Source organism: Pseudomonas fluorescens (genome assembly GCF_012974785.1).
Lineage (GTDB): Bacteria > Pseudomonadota > Gammaproteobacteria > Pseudomonadales > Pseudomonadaceae > Aquipseudomonas > Aquipseudomonas fluorescens_BT.
This window is the reverse complement of sequence record NZ_CP027561.1, coordinates 4732753-4754055: the sequence shown is the minus strand read 5'-3', so window position 1 is coordinate 4754055 and position 21303 is coordinate 4732753. Positions and strand designations below refer to the sequence as shown.

The 21303-nt window shown below is 58.6% G+C and carries 21 protein-coding genes and 2 pseudogenes; 9 read left to right on the top strand and 14 right to left on the bottom strand.

Features of this window, described 5'->3' with window-relative positions:
- Positions 1-185 precede the first annotated feature (185 nt).
- A complete protein-coding gene (locus tag C6Y56_RS21545) occupies positions 186-512 on the top strand; it encodes a DUF2025 family protein (protein ID WP_169431554.1) in 327 nt (108 codons plus the stop codon).
- Positions 513-583: 71 nt separating this feature from the next.
- Here the strand turns inward: C6Y56_RS21545 and C6Y56_RS21540 are convergent, their stop codons facing one another.
- Complete coding sequence (locus C6Y56_RS21540) at positions 584-898, bottom strand: antibiotic biosynthesis monooxygenase family protein (RefSeq protein ID WP_169431553.1); 315 nt, start codon at positions 896-898, stop codon at positions 584-586.
- Positions 895-1602, bottom strand: a complete 708-nt coding sequence (locus tag C6Y56_RS21535) for a CTP synthase C-terminal region-related (seleno)protein (RefSeq protein ID WP_169431552.1) — start codon at positions 1600-1602, stop codon at positions 895-897. Before C6Y56_RS21535 ends, C6Y56_RS21540 begins: the two co-directional genes overlap by 4 nt.
- Before the next feature lie 15 nt (positions 1603-1617).
- Between C6Y56_RS21535 and C6Y56_RS21530 the strand changes: the two genes are divergently transcribed.
- Positions 1618-2559 carry a LysR family transcriptional regulator gene (locus C6Y56_RS21530; RefSeq protein ID WP_169431551.1) on the top strand — a complete coding sequence of 314 codons (942 nt, stop codon included), beginning with the start codon at positions 1618-1620 and terminating at the stop codon, positions 2557-2559.
- Here the strand turns inward: C6Y56_RS21530 and C6Y56_RS21525 are convergent, their stop codons facing one another.
- The 5 genes and pseudogenes from C6Y56_RS21525 to C6Y56_RS21510 form a co-directional block, all read right to left on the bottom strand.
- Complete coding sequence (locus C6Y56_RS21525) at positions 2560-3090, bottom strand: DUF1003 domain-containing protein (protein ID WP_169431550.1); 531 nt, start codon at positions 3088-3090, stop codon at positions 2560-2562.
- A 60-nt stretch (positions 3091-3150) separates the two neighbouring features.
- Positions 3151-3588: pseudogene (locus tag C6Y56_RS29635) on the bottom strand (methyl-accepting chemotaxis protein); the annotation flags it as partial.
- 156 nt (positions 3589-3744) lie between these two features.
- Positions 3745-4380, bottom strand: a pseudogene (locus C6Y56_RS29630) (PAS domain-containing protein); the annotation flags it as partial.
- A 274-nt stretch (positions 4381-4654) separates the two neighbouring features.
- Positions 4655-5707: a diguanylate cyclase gene (locus tag C6Y56_RS21515; protein WP_169432687.1), complete on the bottom strand. Its 1053-nt coding sequence runs from the start codon at positions 5705-5707 to the stop codon at positions 4655-4657.
- Positions 5708-5852: 145 nt separating this feature from the next.
- Positions 5853-6461: a TetR/AcrR family transcriptional regulator gene (locus tag C6Y56_RS21510; protein WP_169431548.1), complete on the bottom strand. Its 609-nt coding sequence runs from the start codon at positions 6459-6461 to the stop codon at positions 5853-5855.
- 214 nt (positions 6462-6675) lie between these two features.
- Here C6Y56_RS21510 and C6Y56_RS21505 point away from each other — a divergent pair, with 214 nt between their 5' ends.
- A complete protein-coding gene (locus tag C6Y56_RS21505) occupies positions 6676-7728 on the top strand; it encodes an MBL fold metallo-hydrolase (protein ID WP_169431547.1) in 1053 nt (350 codons plus the stop codon).
- 38 nt (positions 7729-7766) lie between these two features.
- On the opposite strand, the gene C6Y56_RS21500 is transcribed toward C6Y56_RS21505, so the two are convergent.
- Together C6Y56_RS21500 and C6Y56_RS21495 are read right to left on the bottom strand one after the other, a co-directional pair.
- Positions 7767-8078, bottom strand: a complete 312-nt coding sequence (locus tag C6Y56_RS21500; RefSeq protein WP_169431546.1) for an XRE family transcriptional regulator — start codon at positions 8076-8078, stop codon at positions 7767-7769.
- Positions 8079-8171: 93 nt separating this feature from the next.
- Positions 8172-8939, bottom strand: a complete 768-nt coding sequence (locus C6Y56_RS21495) for an AraC family transcriptional regulator (RefSeq protein WP_169431545.1) — start codon at positions 8937-8939, stop codon at positions 8172-8174.
- A gap of 112 nt (positions 8940-9051) precedes the next feature.
- On the opposite strand from C6Y56_RS21495, the gene C6Y56_RS21490 reads away from it, so the two are divergent.
- Both C6Y56_RS21490 and C6Y56_RS21485 read left to right on the top strand, forming a co-directional pair.
- The gene (locus tag C6Y56_RS21490; RefSeq protein ID WP_169431544.1) at positions 9052-9867 is read left to right on the top strand and encodes a sulfite exporter TauE/SafE family protein; all 816 of its coding nucleotides are present in this window, start codon (positions 9052-9054) and stop codon (positions 9865-9867) included.
- Positions 9868-9930: 63 nt separating this feature from the next.
- On the top strand, positions 9931-11067 hold the full coding sequence (locus tag C6Y56_RS21485) for a hypothetical protein (protein WP_169431543.1): 1137 nt from the start codon (positions 9931-9933) through the stop codon (positions 11065-11067).
- 3 nt (positions 11068-11070) lie between these two features.
- On the opposite strand, the gene C6Y56_RS21480 is transcribed toward C6Y56_RS21485, so the two are convergent.
- From C6Y56_RS21480 to C6Y56_RS21460, 5 genes are all read right to left on the bottom strand, one after another.
- Positions 11071-12057 carry a hypothetical protein gene (locus C6Y56_RS21480; RefSeq protein ID WP_169431542.1) on the bottom strand — a complete coding sequence of 329 codons (987 nt, stop codon included), beginning with the start codon at positions 12055-12057 and terminating at the stop codon, positions 11071-11073.
- A 119-nt stretch (positions 12058-12176) separates the two neighbouring features.
- Positions 12177-12890 carry an HNH endonuclease gene (locus C6Y56_RS21475; protein ID WP_169431541.1) on the bottom strand — a complete coding sequence of 238 codons (714 nt, stop codon included), beginning with the start codon at positions 12888-12890 and terminating at the stop codon, positions 12177-12179.
- A gap of 114 nt (positions 12891-13004) precedes the next feature.
- A complete protein-coding gene (locus C6Y56_RS21470) occupies positions 13005-13535 on the bottom strand; it encodes a BRO-N domain-containing protein (RefSeq protein ID WP_169432686.1) in 531 nt (176 codons plus the stop codon).
- Between the two features lie 347 nt (positions 13536-13882).
- Positions 13883-15133 carry a ribonucleotide-diphosphate reductase subunit beta gene (locus C6Y56_RS21465; RefSeq protein ID WP_007951068.1) on the bottom strand — a complete coding sequence of 417 codons (1251 nt, stop codon included), beginning with the start codon at positions 15131-15133 and terminating at the stop codon, positions 13883-13885.
- A 553-nt stretch (positions 15134-15686) separates the two neighbouring features.
- A complete protein-coding gene (locus tag C6Y56_RS21460; RefSeq protein WP_047599663.1) occupies positions 15687-15947 on the bottom strand; it encodes a DUF2790 domain-containing protein in 261 nt (86 codons plus the stop codon).
- Positions 15948-16399: 452 nt separating this feature from the next.
- On the opposite strand from C6Y56_RS21460, the gene acs reads away from it, so the two are divergent.
- The 4 genes from acs to C6Y56_RS21440 all read left to right on the top strand — a co-directional run bounded on the left by acs (position 16400) and on the right by C6Y56_RS21440 (position 21303).
- On the top strand, positions 16400-18355 hold the full coding sequence (gene acs, locus C6Y56_RS21455) for an acetate--CoA ligase (RefSeq protein WP_169431540.1): 1956 nt from the start codon (positions 16400-16402) through the stop codon (positions 18353-18355).
- 698 nt (positions 18356-19053) lie between these two features.
- Positions 19054-19827: an ABC transporter substrate-binding protein gene (locus tag C6Y56_RS21450; RefSeq protein ID WP_169431539.1), complete on the top strand. Its 774-nt coding sequence runs from the start codon at positions 19054-19056 to the stop codon at positions 19825-19827.
- A gap of 91 nt (positions 19828-19918) precedes the next feature.
- Positions 19919-20608: an ABC transporter permease gene (locus tag C6Y56_RS21445; protein ID WP_007951063.1), complete on the top strand. Its 690-nt coding sequence runs from the start codon at positions 19919-19921 to the stop codon at positions 20606-20608.
- A complete protein-coding gene (locus C6Y56_RS21440; protein WP_011335540.1) occupies positions 20605-21303 on the top strand; it encodes an ABC transporter permease in 699 nt (232 codons plus the stop codon). Before C6Y56_RS21445 ends, C6Y56_RS21440 begins: the two co-directional genes overlap by 4 nt.

Here is a 21303-nt window from a genome sequence, read left to right as displayed (position 1 = left end):
GTCCCTTTTAGCAACTCAAACGAAAACGTGCTATCGCAAGACCGACATAAACGTACTGAAAGCGAAAATTTCCGCACTTTTGTGCGTTTGTTTGCAGTACGCTTGGCCACGACAACCGCCCCGGCAGAGGGCGCGCCACTCATTGCCCTGCGTGTAGACCATCGATCCTTTTCGTGAGGTTTACCATGCGCATCACATCGCAACTCATCTGCCAGGCCGCCGACGACCTCAAGGGCTTTGTCGGCCTCAACCGCAAGACCGGCCAGTACATCGTGCGCTTCAGTGAGGATTCGTTCGGCATGGACGTGGCCGATGACGGCATCATTCCGTGCAGCGAATTCGTCTGGGCGCCGGCCACCGAACAGACCATGACCCTCAAGCGCGAACGGATCCAGTTGCTGCTGGAGCAGAACATCGATGACCGGATCAACATCACCGAGCCGTTGCGTGTTTACATGAATAAGCGCGAAGTGCCGGAGATTGAGGCGGTGCGCAGTCTGGTGAAGGGCTGAGATTCTGCTGCGACTGTTGCGGCCCTTTCGCGGGCAAGCCCGCGAAAGGGCCAGTGAATACACCTCAATACTCACTGGCCGAACCGATATTCCCGCTCCACCCGACATACCCGCGTATGAAACGCCGAATACCACTCGGCCCGCCCTCGCGCCTGGATCACCCGGTGTTCCGGATGCTCGCGCCAGGCCAGAATCGCCGCCTCGCTTTCCCAGTACGAAACCGTAATCCCCACCCCGTCCGCGCCCCGAATCGAATCGATACCGAGAAACCCCGGTTGATCGGCCACCAGTTGCATCATGCGCTCGGAGGCTTCGGTATAGCCGTTATCGCCCTCGGTGCGGGTCGAGGTGAAGATCACGGCGAAACACTCATTGTTCGACTTCATCGAGATTGCTCCACACAGGCTTCAACGAACGCCCGCACCAGTGGCGGCAATTGCCCTTTGAGCGCTGCACGTTCCGGCTGGAACAATGTGGCGACAAAGAACACATGATTTTTCAACTCGATGGCGCGCAGATCGCCTGCCGAATCGTGGCCCACGGCGTGCAGGTCATGGGTCAGCAATTCACGTTCGAACTGCGGATTCACACCAAAACGGCAGCGATAGCCTTCGCGAATCTCCGACGTTTCGTACGCCTTGGCGATCAACGAACCGGGCACCAGATGAATGCTGTCCACCGCTTCCACCAGCGAGCAGGTCAGCGGCGTGAGCACCGCACGGCTCGCGTCGGGCGAGGTTTCGCCATGCTCGGCGTCGGCCCAGCCCAGCACGTAGCGGGAAAACTCCAGCACCGCATGCTGAAAACCGCCGCAGGTGCCAAGGAACGGTCGCTGTTGCTCGCGGGCAAAGCGGATGGCTCGCAGCGCACCGACTTCGCTTTTGTAGGGGCTGGCCGGCACGCACCAGAAGCCGTCGAAATGTTCCAGCGGCGTTTCGGGCAGAATCTGGTCGGTGGCCAACCATTCGAAATCGACCGAATGGCGAAGGTGTTCCACCGCCAGTCCGAGGGCGACCGGGATGGCCTGGTGGGCAGTGACTTGCGGGTCGTAGTCACCGATCAGGGCGATGCGCAGGGCTCTGGGTTCCATGAGGGTTCGCTGTGCTTGTTGAGGGATGACGCTCACTATAGATTGGCGTTCACGCACTCAATATGGGCGTTTACCCAAGTGATTAATGCAGCAACGCACTATCGACTCGACTTCCCGGATCTGGCGCTGATTCTCGCCCTGGTGCGCGGCGGGTCGCTGGCCCGGGCCTCACAGTTGTTGAAGGTCGATGTATCGACGGTGTTTCGCGCCGTGCGCCGACTGGAAGCGTCACTCGGCCAGCAACTGTTCGAAAAAAGCCGCGCCGGTTACCTGCCCACCAGCCTCGCGCAGACCCTGGCCGAGCAGGCCGAGCGTGCAGAACAAGCTCTGGAAGCGGCGCGAATCGGCGTCGAGCAGGGTGGGGAAGTGGTCAGCGGCACTGTGCGCCTGACCTGTACCGACTCGGTGTTGCAAGGTCTGCTACTGCCGGCGCTGGCGCAGTTCATGCCGAACTATCCGGCACTGGCCATCGAGCTGAGCACCTCCAACGATTTCGCCAACCTCAGCCGCCGCGATGCCGACATCGCCCTGCGTCTGACGCGTACACCGCCGGAGCATCTGGTCGGACGGGAGCTGGCGAAGATTTCCTACCGGGTCTGTGGCAGTGAGCGCTATCTGCAAAACACCGATGTATCCGATCTGGCTGCCATGACCTGGATCGCCCCGGACGATTTCCTGCCCGATCATCCGACTGTCGTATGGCGTCGCCAGCACTTGCCGGGAGTCATGCCGGGCTATCGCTGCAACAGCATGCTGTCGGTGACGGAACTGGTGCGTGCCGGGCTCGGCGTGGCGGCGTTGCCGGACTTTCTGATCACCGAAGGTCTGCAAGCCTTGAGCGAACCGCTGCACGGTTATGACACCGCACTGTGGTTGCTGACCCGCCCGGACTGCCGCGCATTGCGCTCGGTGGTCACGTTGTTCGATGAACTGGGGCGGGCGCTGCGTTTGCCGTGATCAGCGCTGCTGGCTTTGGCGCATGTGATCGTGCAGCTCGCGGGTCAATCCTTCGATGCGTTCGGTGAGATTCTTGGTCATTTCGGTGAGCCGGGTGTTCTGCTCCAGCAGCTCCAGCAATTGCGCGGTGTTCTTCGCGGCCTGGACCTGACGTTCGCTGTTGGCGACGGCCAGGGCTTCGCGGTGCTGTGCGTCGGCTTCCGATTGCGCCTTGTCCCGCGCAGCCTGACGGGTCTGGGCCAACAGAATCAGCGGTGCGGCGTAGGCCGATTGCAGGCTGAACGCCAGGTTCAAGAGGATGAACGGGTAGACGTCGAAGGTCGTGATGCCAGACACGTTCAGGCATATCCACAGCACCACGATCAGGGTCTGAGCACCGAGGAAGGTCGGCGTCCCGAAGAACCGTGCAAACGCCTCGGCGCGCAGGGCGAAATTGTCGTTGCCGAAGGTGGTGTTGAGGTGGGCGTGGGGGCGGTGGAAGCGCAGGTGATCGACAGGCGCGCAGGGGGATTCGTTTTTTTCGGTGGTCATGACGGACTCGGCAGGGCTTGGGACGTTGAGTCACTATAGCCCTGCGTCGCCTATGGTGGCTTATCCCGGTGCTCGTTCGCCGGCGAACATGCTGACGGCGTCCACCGCTTCGCTGGCGCCATCGCGAATCTGCAGAATCACCGTGCCCGCCTGATCCGCCAACTCGACGCCTTGCGCGGCGCGCCCACGGGTGCCTTCCATGCTTTTGATCGCCTGACGGGTTTCGCTCTGGATCAGGCCGATCATGTTGGAAATCTCCGTCGTCGAGCCACTGGTGCGCGCCGCCAGTTGTCGCACTTCATCGGCCACCACCGCAAAACCACGACCTTGCTCACCGGCCCGCGCCGCCTCGATTGCCGCGTTGAGTGCCAGCAGATTGGTCTGGTCGGCAATCGCGCGGATGGTGTTGACGATGGCGGTGATCTGCTCGGAGCGCTCGCCAAGTTGCGCGATCAGGGTCGACGACTCGGCGATGTCATCGGCGATTTCGCGCATCTCGCTGGCCGCTTGCTGGATGACTTGTGTGCCTTGCTCGGCGACTTTTCGGGTGGAGACGGAAATGTGATAAGCGGTGCTGGCGCTGCGGGCATCCTGCTCGTGCTGCTCGACCCGGGCGGTGACGTCCGAGGCGAACTTCACCACTTTGCACAAGCGCCCGGCGGCGTCGTAGACCGGGTTGTAATTGGCTTCCAGCCAGACGGTTCGCCCGTGTTTATCGATGCGCTCGAATTGCCCGTGGAAAAACTCGCCCTGATTGAGCCGGCGCCAGAAGTCCTGATACGCGCTGCTGTTGGCCAGATGCGCGGGGCAGAACAAGCGGTGATGTTTGCCCTTGAGTTCGGTTTGGGTATAGCCCATGCGCGTCAGAAAATTCTGATTGGCCGTAAGAATGTTGCCGTCGAGATCGAACTCGATCACTGCCATGGCCCGGTCGATGGCCTGCAATTTGGCGTTGGCTTCGCTTTCGCGCTGCACCTTGGCGGTGACGTCCATGGCGTACTTGACCACTTTCACTACGCGACCCGAGGCATCCTTGATCGGGTTGTAACTGGCTTCGAGCCAGATCGGCCGACCCTGGCTGTCGACGCGCTCGAAAGTACCGGACTGGAACTGCCCGTTTTTCAGTCGCGACCACAACTCGGTGTACTGGCTGCTGCGGGCAAATTCGGGTGGGCAGAACTGGCGGTGGGACTGACCAATCACCTGTTCGGCCTTGTAGCCCGTGGTCTTCAGAAAGTTGTCGTTGGCGCGCAGAACCACTGCGTCGAGATCGAATTCGATCACCGCCATGGAACGGTCGATGGCTTCGAGCAAACCGGATTGTTCGGTGATGGTGTGTTGCAGGTCGTCGATGACCGACTGATGACGATTGAAAAACATGCTGGGTGCGCTCCGGAAATAGGGCTGAAGTGTTATCCCTGTTCCTGCGCTGGCCGGCCGAACGCGCTGACGACATTGGGCGATGACCACTAAAGTGCCAGCATCCAGGCTGGCGACCAGATCTTATACAAACTTATCAATCTTGTACAAGAAATAGCGATGTCACTTTGTTGTACAAATCTTGTCAGGCACTGGAGCGGCTCAGCGCGACGCTGATCGTGTTGCGGCCCGTGTGCTTGGCGGTGTACAGCGCCTTGTCGGCGTCATCCAGCCAGTGCAGCGCATCCGGGTAGGTCGGGTGAAAGCGTGCCAGTCCGATACTCAGGCTGACCCGCAACTCTGGCACATCGGGATGACGGTATTGGTGCAGGGACTGGCGCAGTTGCTCCATCAGCGCTTCGGCTTTGCTCAGTGGCAGGTTTGGCAGGATCACGCAGAATTCGTCGCCGCCGTAACGACCGGCCAGTTCACTTTCAGTCAGCAGGAGTTTGAGTTCTCGACTGAGTTGCTGAAGCACCGCATCGCCGACGATGTGTCCGTAGCTGTCGTTGATCACCTTGAAGTGATCGACGTCGATCAGCGCGAGGGTGGCCTGCCTGTTGTGTTCGCGGCACTGCTGGAACTTCAGATGCAGCAAATCTTTCCAGGCGCCGTGGTTGAGCAGGCCGGTCAGGCTGTCGGTGCGGCTCAGGGCACTCAAGGTGCGCTTGTGTTCTGCGAGCTTGATCGCCAGCCGATAGCAAACCATGCCCAGTGCCAGCGGATAAAGGGTGAGCATCGGCAGGCACGCCCAGACCTGGGTCTGCGATGCCGTCAGGGTGAATTTGACCCCGAACAGCGACCAGCCCAGCAGCACGCCAATCACCTGGGAGAGGGCGCCGAGCAGGAACAGCCGCCGGCCGCCGGCCGCGACATTGTTCATGGTCATCATCGACAGAATGGTCACGGTAACCAATGGATTGAATTGGAAACACGCGGTCCAGAAACCGCCGAACACCGAGTCATAGAGCAGATTGCGGCGCTCGGCGCGGTAGGGGAACGCCGAGCGGGCCGACCATTGATAGGCGACATGGGGCCAGATAAAACCGTTGAACAGCAGGAGCGCCCAGAGCCATGCCGGCACATTCAATGGATACAGCGCAGCCCCGACGCTGAAGAAACCGATTCCCAGTCCAATGGCACGTGGCAAGTAGAGACGTCTGGCGAATGACAAGCCTTTGCCGCGTTGGTTTTCCATGATGTTCTTCGCCAGATTCATTCTGAAACACTTTGCAGGGTAATGCTTCAGAGCGACCGTTCATCGGTCAATGACAGGTATTGTCATTTATTCCAGCGGGAAGATTCAGTGTCCTTGTGAGCCATTTACGCGGCGCAGACGTGATTTAGAGCTGGTAGCAGGCCAGAAACATGTCCAGTGCCGATTCGACCACGGCATTTTGCGTGGCGCTGTCGAGTGAGGGTTGGCCCATGGAAATCTGCGGCCAGAAGGCGAAGGATTTGAGCAGCCCCTGTACCTGATGCGCGGCGAACTCCGGATCGACCGGTTTCAACCGACCATCTGCCTGAGCGGCGCGGATCCACACGGTCACGCTTTCCTCACGTTCGCCCATACGCGCCACCATGTTCTGTGCGCGCTCGGGCGAGTGGATCGCGGCGGCAATGGCGACCCGCGCCAGATCCATGAAATTGTCGTCCGCCATCATCTGCAGTTTGGCCAGCAGCATCGTTCGCAATTGATCACGCAAGGGCTGGTCGGGTTGATACGACACGGCCTGCTCGGTGCTGATTCGTGCCCACAACTGGTTGAGAATTTCGGCGAAAAGCTCTTCCTTGCTCGGGAAATGGTTGTAAACCGTGCGCTTCGACACCCCGGCGGTGGCCGCGATCCTGTCCATGCTGGTGACCTCGAAACCGTTGGCCCGAAACTCGGAAATGGCCGCCAGGATGATGGCTTCGCGTTTGCGGTCGGTGAGGCGCGTTGGAGCTGTCATAAATTCGATTCGGCAAGAAAAAGAGGAAATTACACTCGGCAGTTTACTTGTCATCCGGTTTGATGCAACCTAGAAAGTACACCGATCAGTGTAATGCTGCGTTAATCGGTGCAACCTAAAACCCGATGTCCGGCTGATGCGTGCGTGCCTTGGCCATTTATCGTCCCACCGTGGAAAACCGTGAATTGCGCGGTTTTTCTGGAGTCACTCAGTCATGGCCAAATCAATTTCTTCCGCGGTCAGTCCTGTACCTGAAGCTTCGCGCCAGGCCGAAGGGACATTCCGCAACCATGCGCCTGTGCAGCGCGAAGGTTTGCGCAAGATGCTGCGCATCATGTGGAACATGATCTTCCACAAACCGCGCAACACCCGTCCTGCGTCGTCCATCCCTGTACAGCCATTGACCCGCGCCGACCTGATCGCCGCGCCCAACCATAGTTTCTATCGCCTCGGTCACTCGACCTTGCTGCTCAAACTGCAAGACAAGTTCTGGATCACCGACCCGGTCTTCGCCGAGCGTGCCTCGCCGGTGCAATGGGCCGGGCCGAAACGCTTCCACCAGCCACCGATCAGCATCGACGAGTTGCCACCGATCGAAGCGGTGATCCTGTCGCACAACCACTACGATCACCTCGACTACGAAGCGGTGTTGAAACTGGCGGACAAGGTCAACGTGTTCCTCACCCCGCTGGGCGTCGGCGATACTCTGATCAAATGGGGCATCGATGCCGGCAAGGTTCGCCAGAACGATTGGTGGCAGGGCACCGAAGTCGCCGGCATCCACTTCATCGCCACCCCGTCGCAGCACTTCTCCGGCCGTGGCCTGTTCGACGGCAACCAGACACTGTGGGCGTCCTGGGTGATCATCGACAGCGACAAGCGGATTTTCTTCAGCGGCGACAGCGGTTATTTCGACGGCTTCAAACGCATCGGCGAACAATACGGCCCGTTCGACCTGACCCTGATGGAAACCGGCGCCTACAACGTCGAATGGCCCCACGTGCACATGCAACCGGAAGAAACCCTGCAAGCCCACCTCGACCTCAAGGGCCGCTGGCTGTTCCCGATCCACAACGGCACGTTCGATCTGGCGATGCACGCCTGGCATGAACCGTTCGACCGCATTCTTGCGCTGGCCTGGGAACGCAGTGTTTCCATCACCACGCCGCAAATGGGCGAGGCGTTCAACCTGGCACATCCACAACGCGGGGATGCGTGGTGGTTGGTGGTTGAAGGGGAGAGTGAGGCGGTGGTGCAAGGGGCCTGACTCACTGATGCAGGTTCGCCTCCATGAGGCGAACCGGATCACTCCGCCATCGCATAATCCCCACGCACCGATTCGGCAGTCGAACCATTGCTTGTCGAACGCCCCGGCGCAAACCCCGGAAAGAACACCAGCCCCTGCGCCTCGAACCGATAGGTCAGCGCCAGCCGCGCCGCATCCGCCACGTCCTGCTGCGCTTCGAACCGTTGGATGTCATCGACCGAAACCCCTGTCTCCCGCGACAGTTGCTCCACGCTCCAGCCCAACATCCCTCGGGCCTGGGCGCAATGGGTCGGGGTGAACTGGAAAAGGGCGATACGTTCGAGGATGAGGTTCATCGCTGAAGAGGCCATGGTGTGCTCCGGGCTCGAGAGTGCTGATGGAAAATGTACTGTGTTTTTGTACAGTTGTTTTCGGCCGGGATCAAACGCATTTTTTGATTTGCCCTAGTTCGCCGCCTCCAACCAGACGGACGGTGCCTGACCGAGGATCCGGCGGAACATCGTCGAGAACGCCGCCGGGCTGTCATAGCCGAAATCCAGGGCAATCCGCGTCACCGCCTCACCCGCCGCCAGCCGTGCCAGCGCCAGTACCACGCAGGCGCGCTGGCGCCACTGACTGAAGCTCAGGCCGGTCTGCTGACGAAACAACCTGTTGAAGGTGCGTAAGCTTACGTGCAGCTGGTCGGCCCATTGCTGGGGCGATTGGTGGGCATTCGGCTGATGCAGAAAGGTCTGACACAGCTCGAGCAGTCTTCCGTCAGACGGCAGCGGGATATGCAACGGAAGAGGCGCACTGCGCACCAATTCATGCAGCAACAAATCAATGAGCACGCCGTCACGCCCGCTCAGGTCATACGTCAGCGGCAGCTCCACGGCTTCCATCAGCAAATGCCGCATCAACGGCGACACACTGATCACCTGACAGCGCTCACCCAGATCCACCGCCCCCGGCTCGATATACAAACTGCGCGTGCTGACCCCCAGCATCAACACCTCATGCGCCACACCCGGCGGAATCCACACCGCCCGTTGCGGCGGCACCACCCAGTTGCCGTCATGCGTGCTGACCTGCATCACCCCAGTCGCGCCGTACAACAATTGCGCCCGCCGATGCGTATGACGTGGCAACAGATAGCCGTGGGAATAATCCGTACCGATCGCCACCACCGGGCGCGGCGTGTCATCCAGCAGATTGATCGAAACATTGCGCATCGAGCGGCCCCCGGCGATTGGCGTAAACGCGAACATTATTGGCTGACTTGCTGAGGCGGGCCAAGCACCGCCGCTCTATCGTCGACCGCTCCCCAACAACGGACGACGCAACATGCTCTACCTCCTGCTGACACTCTTCGGCTGCCTGACCGGCGTCACCGCTGTGCTCTTCGGCTTCGGCGGCGGCTTCGTCGTCGTGCCGCTGCTGTACCGCATGCTTACCGCGAGCCACGGCGCCGACGACCCGATCAGCCAATCCGCCATGCACATCGCCGTCGCCACCTCGACCTGCGTGATGATCGTCAACGCCCTGGTCGCCACCGACAAACACCGCCGCGCCGGCAACCTCATCCGTGATTACCTGTGGCCCTTGGGCGGGTTCATCGGATTGGGCGCTATCGTCGGCGCAATCGCCGCAGTGTGGGTAAGCGGCGAAGTCATTCGCTATGCCTTCATCGCCTACCTTGGCGTGACGATTATCGACTGCCTGCTGCGACGCGGATTTCTTACACAATCCCAAGGCGCCGTCCCACGTCGACTGGGAACGGTGGAAACATCTGGCGGCGGTGTAGGCATTGGCGCCATCGCAACCTTTCTCGGCGTAGGAGGAAGCGTCATGACCGTGCCGTTGTTGCGGCGTTGCGGGTTGAGCATGTCGCAGGCGACGTCCATGGCCAATCCGCTGAGCGTGCCCGTGGCGCTGGCGGGGACGCTGACGTACATGATGTTGGCGGGGTTCAGCGAGACAGAACTCGGGCCATGGTTTATCGGGTATGTGGATCTGCTGGCATTTGCGGGGCTGACGCTGGGCTCGATGCTGGGGATTCGACTGGCCACGCCGTGGATCGGGCGGATACCGGATCGGGTGCATGCTTGGGTGTATATCGCGCTACTCATCGTCGTGATGTTGGGCATGACACTGAAGTAGCACCTCGATTCCTGCGCGCATCCTCTTCATACTCCGCAGCCTTACTCACTCAGGGATCGATCCATGCTCAAGGGACTGTTGCGCCTGGCGCCATACGCCGCCGTGCTGTTTTCACTGCTTTCCACCGCTCAGGCTGACGACGGCAGACGTGTGTTCACCGGCACGCTGGGCAAGACGCCGATTGTGGTCGAGCTCAATACCCAGCAGCCGGATGAAGTGACCGGTCGTTACTTCTACGAGAAATACCATCGCGATCTGCCCCTCAGTGGCGCGTTGCAGGACAGCACGCTGACGCTGGTCGAGGGCAACAATCGCTACGGCGATGACAAGCCGCTGTCGACCCTGAAACTTAAATCCACCGTCAATGGTTGGCAGGGCGAATGGCAAAACCCGAAGGGCAAAAAGCTGCCGGTGCAACTGGTCGAGGCCAAACTTCCAACTCCGACTGCAACGACGTTGCCCTTCATTGCCACGTTGCCGAAAGATGATCCCTACGAGTATTTGCGCCTGCAGGGGCTCAAGCTCAAACCGGGGAAGAAAGACAACTTCATGGGCTACGACCTGCAATGGTGGGTGGAGCCTGAGTCGAAGCTTTCGCTGTTCAGTGTCGAGTCCGGCTACACAAAAGAAGAGCAGCAGCGCATCAACAACCACCTGCTCGGACGGCTCTGGACGGAAGTCATCGACTATCACCGCTGCATGATGGATGGCGGTGAATACGCGGAGTTCGAACAAGGCGCTGCCCCAGAGTTTCTCTCGCCCGACGTGGTCAGCCTGGACATCTCAACCGGCTACAGTTGCGGTGGCGCCCACCCGGACTTCGGCAGTTCGCCGATTAACTTGAATGTTCACACGGGCGAGTTGTTGAAACTCAAAGACGTTATGTGGATTGGTAAACCCGATAACGCAGCCAGCGAATACGATCAACAAAAAATCATGGCGCCGTGGCTGGTCAAACAGTTCACCACGTTGTACCCGGATGAAATGAAGAAACCGGCTGAAGACGACGGCAGTTGCGATTACACCGATGAGAGCGTCTGGGGTTATTCCAATTGGCACTTCACGCCGAAGGGTATTTACCTGGGCGCCTACTTCGCCCGTTACCAGCGCAATTGCGATAACCCCGAGTGGTCGGTGCTGCCGTACTCAGTCGTCAACCAACACCCCGGCGCAGTCAAACTGCAACTGCCCCAGGGCTGACCATCACGCCAGACCCGGCGCTTCACGAATGATGAAGTGATCCAGGTTCTCGATATTGGCATTGAAGACCTCGAAAGGCTTTTCGGGGTTCTTCTTGCCCGGCACCTGCTTCAACTCCGGCGTCACGCCATAGAAGAAGCAGAACAACTCCTTGTCGCTGTCGATGGCGTGCTTGATCTCTTCCAGAAACGCCTTGCGCTTGCGGTAGTTGTCGATCAGCTTTTTGTTGAGATAGACACTGACCGGATAAGGCTTCTTCTTGCTGTCATCCGGCTTCTTGAACCAGACCTTGTCCTCGAAATCGATCCGGAAACTGGCGCTGTGGAAGTCCTCGATCTTCTTGATCCGGCCCCAGTAAATCAGCCCCTTGTTGTCCATCAAGTACTCGATCTTCTTGAAGAACGAACTGTACGGCGCCGTATGCTCGCCAATCTTCAACGGCATGCGCTTGAGCAAATCCTTGTCCGCGAAGTTCGACACAAAACACTCCACGGGGTGAGCGAACACACTGGTCTTGTCCGGCGCCGTCTCACGACTCGGCGATTCTTTTGAGGGGGTAGCCGCCACCCGCACCGGATCATCCCGCAACACATCCGCCCCCCCCGCAGGCGCGGCAGGCTTGCGCACGTACTCACGGCGCGTCAGCAACAACTCCGACGGGAAATGCTCCTCACGCCCGTCATCCAATTCCCCATCCGCCGCCTCAACCCCCGACGCCGACGTCTTCAAACTCACATACGGACAACCCGCCACATGCTGCGTACCGGGCAGATTCTTGAAGTGCGGCGTGCGCACGTAATTCACGTTCTTGGCGTTGAACGTGCCCAACTCGTTCGAAGCATCGAACGCCGCACGACAGGCGTCGTTGGGGCACTGGAAGTGTTCCTTCGCGGAATCAAACGCCACCGTCTCATCGAAATTGAGATCGCGAACGTCATAGATCGACAACTTGTCGTCGAGGCTGAGGCAGTAGGCGAGGTCGAATTTCATGGTGGGGCTCGGGTCCTTGAGTGGGGGAGGGAAATTATCCCCGATGGGTTGTAAAGCTGCCCCAAAACGGACAACTGGGTTAATGCGTTCTAACTGGCTGACTGCCAAATACCTTCTAGCTATTCAGCCTCTAACCCCTCGACGCTCCTATAAAACTTAGCAGTGAACTCTTCTTTGTCGCTCGAGTAATGGCAACGTCGATGGCAGTTTGGGCACAGGGCTACTGCGTTGCTCGTACGGTCTGTCCCCCCGTTAACGAGATGTTTCAGATGATGAACTTCAAGAAAAGGTTTGCCATCAGCATCTTGGAATGGCGCTTTTTGGCCACACCCTTCGCAAATGCCTTGAGAACGTTTCAGAACCCATTTTTTCACATTTAATTTGCGCGAAAGCCTAACTACCGTCGCGCTAGTCTGCTTCGGGTTGAGTACACCCGGGGGCGCATCATTCAATTCAGGTGCGGAAGGTTCGATCAGCCGGAGTCGAGTCAGCTGAGTGCCTCTTCGTGAGCCGTTTCGTATCGCTTCCATGTCTTTTTTAGCCAGGATCTCTTTGATACGCGTAATGACACCGGAGCCGAGATTTTTCGCCGAAACATAGCCTGTAATTCTCGGCAGCCCCAATAAATCCATCACAGCAGAGATGTTCTGCATGCGGTACTCGACTGAAGAGGCGCTGCGTTTGCTCAGCGGGCCTTTTCGCAAGAGTCGATTCTCGTCCGCTTTATTGAATGGCTGATTTTGTTGTTCAAGAACCAGCATTTTTAGATAAGCGTCTACAGAAGCTTCTAGCTCCTCATCACTCCAGCCAGTTTTTTCTTTCGAAGTGTCCATACAGTCGCCGAGGGTTGAAAACCCTCGGACGATACTGAGTGGCCACCAAAGCTGTCTACGAAAATTCCTACAGAAAATATCGACGGATCTTGCAAGGTCCTACGACCACCATCACTAGCCCATCGAATGCTTTGAAGCCTGAAACACCTGCGCAACCTTTCGCCACCAAGGCTTCCCCGGTCTCCGCCGTTGCATCTGATCATTCAGCAGATAAGGCATATCCCGCAGCCGGATCCAGCCTTCATCCTGCCAATGCAGCAGGCTCAACGACATCTCCGGCCAATCCAACAAACTCAACATCGGTCGTTCTGAATGTCCTGAGTGCTCTGCATCGCGCAAGGCCGGCACCACCTGCAGAGTTAGCCACTCACGCAACAAACGGTTTCCAGGAACGTAGTGATACACCAGCAGCGCATACACACCGGATTCACTGAGCATCAACTGCTTTTCGGGTTGCCGAAAGTACTCAATCCACAAAACGCGACGTTGATCCTTGTCTAGTTTATTGACCATGCGTTCGCACAGATGGACACCCATCAAACGGCCGACATCGCGAGCACAGAACCACGTTTGGTTTTCGAGCAGGAGGGCATGTAGAGCGAGGTTGTGACGCGAGAAGACAGTTACAGAAAAAGGATCGGGCATATCCATTACCTCTACGTTTAGATTTTTGGAGGGCCTGACCCCAACGTAGAGTGGACTTAAGAAATCCCAACGAGCGATACAGCTCCACCGACGGCATATGCGTCTGTGTGACTGATCTAGCTTTCTACGTTGGGTGTTTCTTAGGCACCTGCAATTGAGCTTAGAGGTGCTTGCAGTTGGCTTCAATGCGAAGCGGCTGTAAGTGCTGTAGGAGATTGAGCGCTGCAACGTAGGGATGGAAAAGGGCTACCAGCCGCCCATAAAAAAGCCCCGATCAAATCGGGGCTTTTTGCTTTCTCAATTCGACGACTCAAGCAGCAATCGTCAAATCTTGTCTCGCGAGACGATTAGTCCCAGCTCAACGCACCACCAGTTTGGTATTCGATCACACGAGTCTCAAAGAAATTCTTCTCTTTCTTCAAGTCCATGATCTCGCTCATCCAAGGGAACGGGTTAGTCGTTCCTGGGTACTCTTCCTTCAAACCGATCTGCGACAAGCGACGGTTAGCGATGAACTTCAGGTAGTCCTCCATCATCGCAGCATTCATACCCAGCACACCGCGAGGCATGGTGTCGCGGGCGTATTCGATTTCCAGTTGGGTGCCCTGCAGGATCATCTGCGAGGCTTCTTCCTTCATTTCGGCATCCCACAGGTGTGGGTTTTCGATTTTGATCTGGTTGATCACGTCGATGCCGAAGTTCAGGTGCATGGATTCGTCGCGCAGGATGTACTGGAACTGCTCGGCGACGCCGGTCATTTTGTTGCGGCGGCCCATGGAGAGGATCTGGGTGAAGCCGCAGTAGAAGAAGATGCCTTCCAGAACGCAGTAGTAGGCGATCAGGTTGCGCAGCAGTTCTTTGTCGGTCTCTACGGTGCCGGTGTTGAATTCCGGGTCGGAGATGGCGCGGGTGTATTTCAGGCCCCAGGCGGCTTTTTTCGCGACCGACGGGATCTCGTGGTACATGTTGAAGATCTCGCCTTCATCCATGCCCAGCGATTCGATGCAGTACTGGTAGGCGTGGGTGTGGATCGCCTCTTCGAACGCCTGGCGCAGGATGTACTGGCGGCATTCCGGGTTGGTGATCAGGCGGTACACGGCCAGGGCCAGGTTGTTGGCAACCAGGGAGTCGGCGGTGGAGAAGAAGCCGAGGTTGCGCATCACGATGCGGCGCTCGTCGTCGGTCAGGCCTTCCGGGTTTTTCCAGAGGGCGATGTCGGCGGTCATGTTGACTTCTTGCGGCATCCAGTGGTTTGCGCAGCCGTCCAGGTATTTCTGCCAGGCCCAGTCGTACTTGAATGGCACGAGCTGGTTGAGGTCGGCGCGGCAGTTGATCATGCGCTTTTCGTCAACGGCGACACGGGCGGCGGAGCCTTCGAGTTCGGCGAGGCCTTCGGCGACGTCGAGGGAATCCAGTGCAGCCTTGGCGCGGGCCACGGCGGCCGAGTCTTCGGCGGTCACGGCGCGGGCTTCGAGGGCGGCGGCACCGCCGGCGCTGTCGAGGCGGTCCATGTTGGCTTCGCTAGCGTGGCCGGCGTTGGCGCCTTTCACTGCTGCTACTTCACTGTCTTCTTTGTCGAATTCGTCCCAGCTCAGCATGACGTGTCGTCTCCTGCGTGAGGGCCTGTGCCCGTGTGAAAACTGATTGTTGGTTTTTCACACGGCCGTACAGGCCGCGTTGGATGTCGTTTTTTGCAGCGGTGCTACGCAGGCAATAAACAGAAAATTTTTTCGGGTTTCCGAGAGCCTCTGACGGGCGCAGGTCAGCGTTGTCGCTGCTGCGGGGCTTCAGAATGGCTTTGATCCCTGTAAGGGAATATTGCTGACCCGATTGGGCGGCATTATAGGGAAAAAAACACGGGCGTGGGGGAGGGCGAAACAGCGCAGGGCGGTCGAGCGCTGGGGTGATTTCGATCGGAGCGAGGGTTTACAGGGCTTTCGCCGGGATTGGCCCCGGAGAATTTTTTTTCATTAATTTTTTGGCGTGTGATTGATTGCTCAAAAAACGAGCAAAAAACCGCGTTTTTCACTATATCTTGTGTTTTGCAACCCTTTTACGTCGCTTCAAACACAACTGAGCCCGACCGAAGTCGGGCTGGAATCGACCCTCGATGTTGCGCGGAGTGATCCGATTCGGTGCAGTCTCAACGCATCAATTGGTGCAGCCGTTACCCATCACGCTGTAACGCAGGATGTGACGCTGACCTTTGGAGTCGTCGTACTCCATTTTCGCCGGAACAACTTCGCAGACATTTGGAACTTCGCTCATCGATACAACTTTGGCGATGTCCAGGTGAGTGGAGTAAGTGTATTCCTCGATAGCCGGTTGTTGCTGTGCGACATCAGTCGGAACCTCGTCTGCCATGGCGGTTGCGCACAGACTGCTGAGGGCCAGAACCAATAAAGCTTTCATCTGAAATTTACCTTCTTGAGGTCGAGTGGGGTCACGCAACCTTTTTGGGGTTGCGTGTGGAGCTTCATCGTTTTGCTTTGTTACTTCGGAGCTGGATTAACGGCCTTCGTGGGGGCTGTAACGTTGTTAATCACTTTGCCTTGTCGGCGAGGCAGATTTTAGGGAGGCGGGGTGGGTGTAAACAGATGTGGTTTTGATAAACACCTTTGGCAGATTTGGTAACAATCGCTGGATATCGTGTTATCAGCGCTGCGGTTTTCCCGGGAAACCGAGTCGTCTGAATCGCTGGCAAGCCAGCTCCAGCAAGGGTTGCGTGCTTTGCTTCAGAGGCGCTTGGGTCATTTCTGGATGTTTTGTAGGGGCTTGTTACTACCATCGTCGAATGGTTCTATACGGGCGCCCCGGCTACAACAGGGTCATACAAAAACAACTATTACACCGAGGTAGGAAAGATGAGTGCGGCTTCCCTGTATCCCGTTCGTCCCGAGGTTCTGGCCAATACGCTGACCGACGAGGCGACCTACAAAGCCATGTACCAACAGTCGGTCGTCAACCCTGACGGCTTCTGGCGCGAACAAGCCAAGCGCCTCGACTGGATCAAGCCTTTCACCACGGTGAAACAGACGTCGTTCGACGATCACCACGTCGACATCAAGTGGTTTGCCGACGGCACCCTGAACGTTTCCTACAACTGCCTCGACCGTCATCTGGCCGAGCGCGGCGATCAGGTCGCCATCATCTGGGAAGGCGACGATCCTTCCGAAAGCCGCAACATCACCTACCGCGAACTGCACGAACAAGTGTGCAAATTCGCCAACGCCCTGCGTGGTCAGGATGTGCACCGCGGCGACGTGGTGACCATTTATATGCCGATGATCCCCGAAGCCGTGGTCGCCATGCTGGCCTGCACCCGGATCGGCGCGATTCACTCGGTGGTGTTCGGCGGTTTCTCGCCGGAGGCCCTGGCCGGTCGCATCATCGACTGCCGCTCGAAAGTGGTGATCACCGCTGACGAAGGCATTCGTGCCGGCAAGAAGATTTCCCTCAAGGCCAACGTCGATGACGCGCTGACCAACCCGGAAACCAGCAGCATCCAGAAAGTCATCGTGTGCAAGCGCACCGGCGGCGACATCAAGTGGAACCAGCATCGCGACATCTGGTACGAGGACCTGATGAAAGTGGCGGGCACCGTCTGTGCGCCGAAAGAGATGGGCGCCGAAGAAGCGCTGTTCATCCTTTATACCTCCGGCTCCACCGGCAAGCCGAAGGGCGTGCAGCACACCACCGGCGGTTACCTGTTGTACGCGGCGATGACTCACGAGCGCGTGTTCGACTACCGTCCGGGCGAAATCTACTGGTGCACCGCTGACGTGGGCTGGGTCACCGGTCACTCCTACATCGTCTACGGCCCGCTGGCCAACGGCGCGACCACGCTGCTGTTCGAAGGCGTGCCGAACTACCCGGACATCACCCGGGTGGCGAAGATCGTCGACAAGCACAAGGTCAACATCCTTTACACCGCGCCGACCGCGATCCGCGCGATGATGGCCTCCGGCACCGCCGCTGTTGAAGGCGCGGACGGCAGCAGCCTGCGTCTGCTCGGTTCGGTGGGCGAGCCGATCAACCCGGAAGCCTGGGACTGGTACTACAAGAACGTCGGCAAGTCCCGTTGCCCGATCGTCGACACCTGGTGGCAGACCGAAACCGGCGGCAACATGATGAGCCCGCTGCCAGGCGCCCATGCGCTGAAGCCAGGTTCGGCTGCACGTCCGTTCTTCGGTGTGGTGCCGGCGCTGGTGGACAACCTCGGCAACATCATCGAGGGCGAGGCTGAAGGCAATCTGGTGATTCTCGATTCGTGGCCAGGTCAGGCCCGTACTCTGTACGGCGACCACGACCGTTTCGTCGACACCTACTTCAAGACCTTCCGTGGCATGTACTTCACCGGTGACGGCGCCCGTCGCGACGCCGACGGTTACTACTGGATCACCGGTCGTGTGGACGACGTGCTCAACGTCTCCGGCCACCGCATGGGGACCGCCGAGATCGAAAGCGCGATGGTCGCTCACCCGAAAGTCGCCGAAGCGGCGGTGGTCGGTGTGCCGCACGACATCAAGGGGCAGGGCATTTATGTCTACGTCACCCTGAAAAATGGCGAAGAGCCGAGCGAGCAACTGCGTCTGGAACTGAAAAACTGGGTGCGCAAGGAGATCGGCCCGATTGCTTCACCGGACGTGATCCAGTGGGCGCCGGGGCTGCCGAAGACCCGTTCGGGCAAGATCATGCGCCGCATCCTGCGCAAGATCGCTACCGCCGAATATGAAGGGTTGGGCGACATCTCCACCCTGGCCGATCCGAGTGTGGTGCAGCACCTGATCGATACGCACAAGACCATGAACGTCGCGTAAGCGTTAGAGCCATAGAAGGCCCTGCCCGGTAATGCCGGGCAGGGCTTTTTTATGCCTGCAGGGTTTGTAGTGGGCTTGCTGACCTCTTCGCGAGCAGGCTCGCTCCCACAGGGGGTTGCATTTCAATGTGGGAGCGAGCCTGCTCGCGAAGGCAATTTGTACGGCACCGGTGTTGTCCGCTGTCGGAACTCAAAACCATCCAACCAATAATTATCGATTTCAGGCGTAAGACATTTCCCGTTGTTACCCAGGGAGCTTCACGTAACCGAATGTGTAACCGCCCGCTCCGCAACGGGGCATCCGGAAACGCATTGCCCTGTTTAAGGGCCTCAAAACCCCCGGTGAAAAATAAGACATCACCCCGCGCTTGCCGGATTAGAAGGGTTTGCGAATAATAGGCCCGCAATTTGCAGCATAGATCGGTTCACTGTCTTTCGCTCTTGCATGAAATTGCGGAGCTGTCAATGTGCTCAAGCGGGTTTCTCGGTGCATCTGTAATTAGTTGTCGCATTGAAGAAATATCGGCTTCGGGCCTGTCGTTAGAATGCCGATCACTCGCTCGTCGTGGCTCGCGTTGAAGCCTTTAGGGTTTGTTCGGAAATATCCCACGCACGCAGCAACCGCTTTCGTTCCACCCATTCGCATATTGGGCTGTCGCTCACTCTGCCGTTTTTGCCCTTTACCGATGGAGTCCCAAGATGAAGAAACTTGTGCTGCTTGGCGCCCTGGCACTGTCCGTGCTGTCCCTGCCGACATTCGCCGATGAAAAGCCTCTGAAAATCGGTATCGAAGCGGCTTACCCTCCATTCGCCTCCAAAGCGCCGGACGGCAGCATCGTCGGTTTCGACTACGACATCGGCAACGCGCTGTGCGAAGAAATGAAGGTCAAGTGCCAGTGGGTCGAGCAAGAGTTCGACGGTCTGATCCCGGCACTCAAAGTGCGCAAGATCGACGCGATCCTGTCGTCCATGTCGATCACTGAAGATCGCAAGAAGTCCGTGGACTTCACCAACAAGTACTACAACACCCCGGCCCGCCTGGTCATGAAAGAAGGCACTCAGGTCAGCGAAGGTCTGACTGAGCTCAAGGGCAAGAACATCGGCGTGCAGCGTGGTTCGATCCACGAGCGTTTCGCCCGCGAAGTCCTGGCCCCGCTGGGTGCCGAGATCAAGCCGTACGGTTCGCAGAACGAAATCTACCTCGACGTGGCCGCCGGCCGCCTCGACGGCACCGTGGCGGACGCTACGCTGTTGAATGACGGCTTCCTGAAAACCGACGCCGGCAAAGGCTTCGCGTTCGTCGGCCCGGCGTTCACCGACGTCAAATACTTCGGCGACGGCGTAGGCATCGCGGTACGCAAGGGCGACGCCCTGAAAGACAAGATCAACACCGCCATCGCGGCCATCCGCGAGAACGGCAAGTACAAGGCAATCCAGGACAAGTACTTCGACTTCGACATTTACGGCAAGTAAAGACGTCGCTCGACCCGTCCGAAATGGCGCAAGCAACAGGATCTCTGCGGTTTGCGCCATTTTTTCATCCCAACTTTCGAGGACCTGAATCATGTTGAAAGGCTACGGGGCTGTCATCCTCGATGGCGCTTGGCTGACGCTTCAGCTCGCCTTGTCGTCCATGGCCCTGGCCATCGTTCTCGGGCTGATCGGTGTCGCATTGCGCCTGTCGCCGGTGCGCTGGCTGGCGTGGCTGGGCGATCTGTATTCCACGGTGATCCGCGGGATTCCCGACCTGGTGCTGATCCTGCTGATCTTCTACGGCGGCCAGGACCTGCTCAATCGCGTCGCACCGATGCTCGGCTATGACGACTATATCGACCTGAATCCGCTGGCCGCCGGTATCGGTACCCTCGGTTTCATCTTCGGTGCGTACCTGTCGGAAACCTTCCGCGGCGCGTTCATGGCAATCCCCAAAGGTCAGGCCGAAGCCGGCATGGCATACGGCATGAGCAGCTTCCAGGTGTTCTTCCGGGTGCTGGTGCCGCAGATGATTCGTCTGGCGATTCCGGGATTCACCAACAACTGGCTGGTGTTGACCAAGGCCACCGCGCTGATTTCCGTGGTCGGTCTGCAAGACATGATGTTCAAGGCCAAGCAGGCGGCCGACGCCACCCGCGAGCCTTTCACCTTCTTCCTCGCAGTGGCGGCGATGTACCTGGTGATCACCAGTGTTTCGTTGCTGGCGCTGCGTCACCTTGAGAAGCGCTACTCGGTAGGCGTAAGGGCGGCTGATCTATGATCTTCGACTACAACGTCATTTGGGAGGCCCTGCCGCTGTACTTCGGCGGTCTGGTCACCACCCTCAAGTTGCTCGCGCTGTCGTTGTTCTTCGGTCTGCTCGCGGCCCTGCCGCTGGGGCTGATGCGTGTGTCCAAGAACGCCGTGGTCAACGGTGCGGCGTGGCTTTACACCTACGTGATCCGCGGCACGCCGATGCTGGTTCAGCTGTTCCTGATCTACTACGGTCTGGCCCAGTTCGAAGCGGTGCGTGAAAGCTTCCTCTGGCCGTGGCTGTCCAGCGCGACGTTCTGTGCGTGCCTGGCGTTCGCGATCAACACCAGCGCCTACACCGCCGAAATCATCGCCGGCAGCCTCAAGGCCACGCCGAACGGCGAGATCGAAGCGGCCAAGGCCATGGGCATGTCGCGGGTCAAGATGTACAAGCGCATCCTGCTGCCATCGGCCCTGCGTCGGGCGCTGCCGCAGTACAGCAACGAAGTGATCATGATGCTGCAGACCACCAGTCTGGCGTCCATCGTGACCCTGATCGACATCACCGGCGCGGCCCGTACCGTCAACGCGCAGTTCTATCTGCCGTTCGAGGCGTACATTACCGCCGGCGTGTTCTACCTGTGCCTGACCTTCATTCTGGTGCGCCTGTTCAAGCTGGCCGAACGTCGCTGGCTGAGCTACCTGGCCCCGAGGAAGCACTGA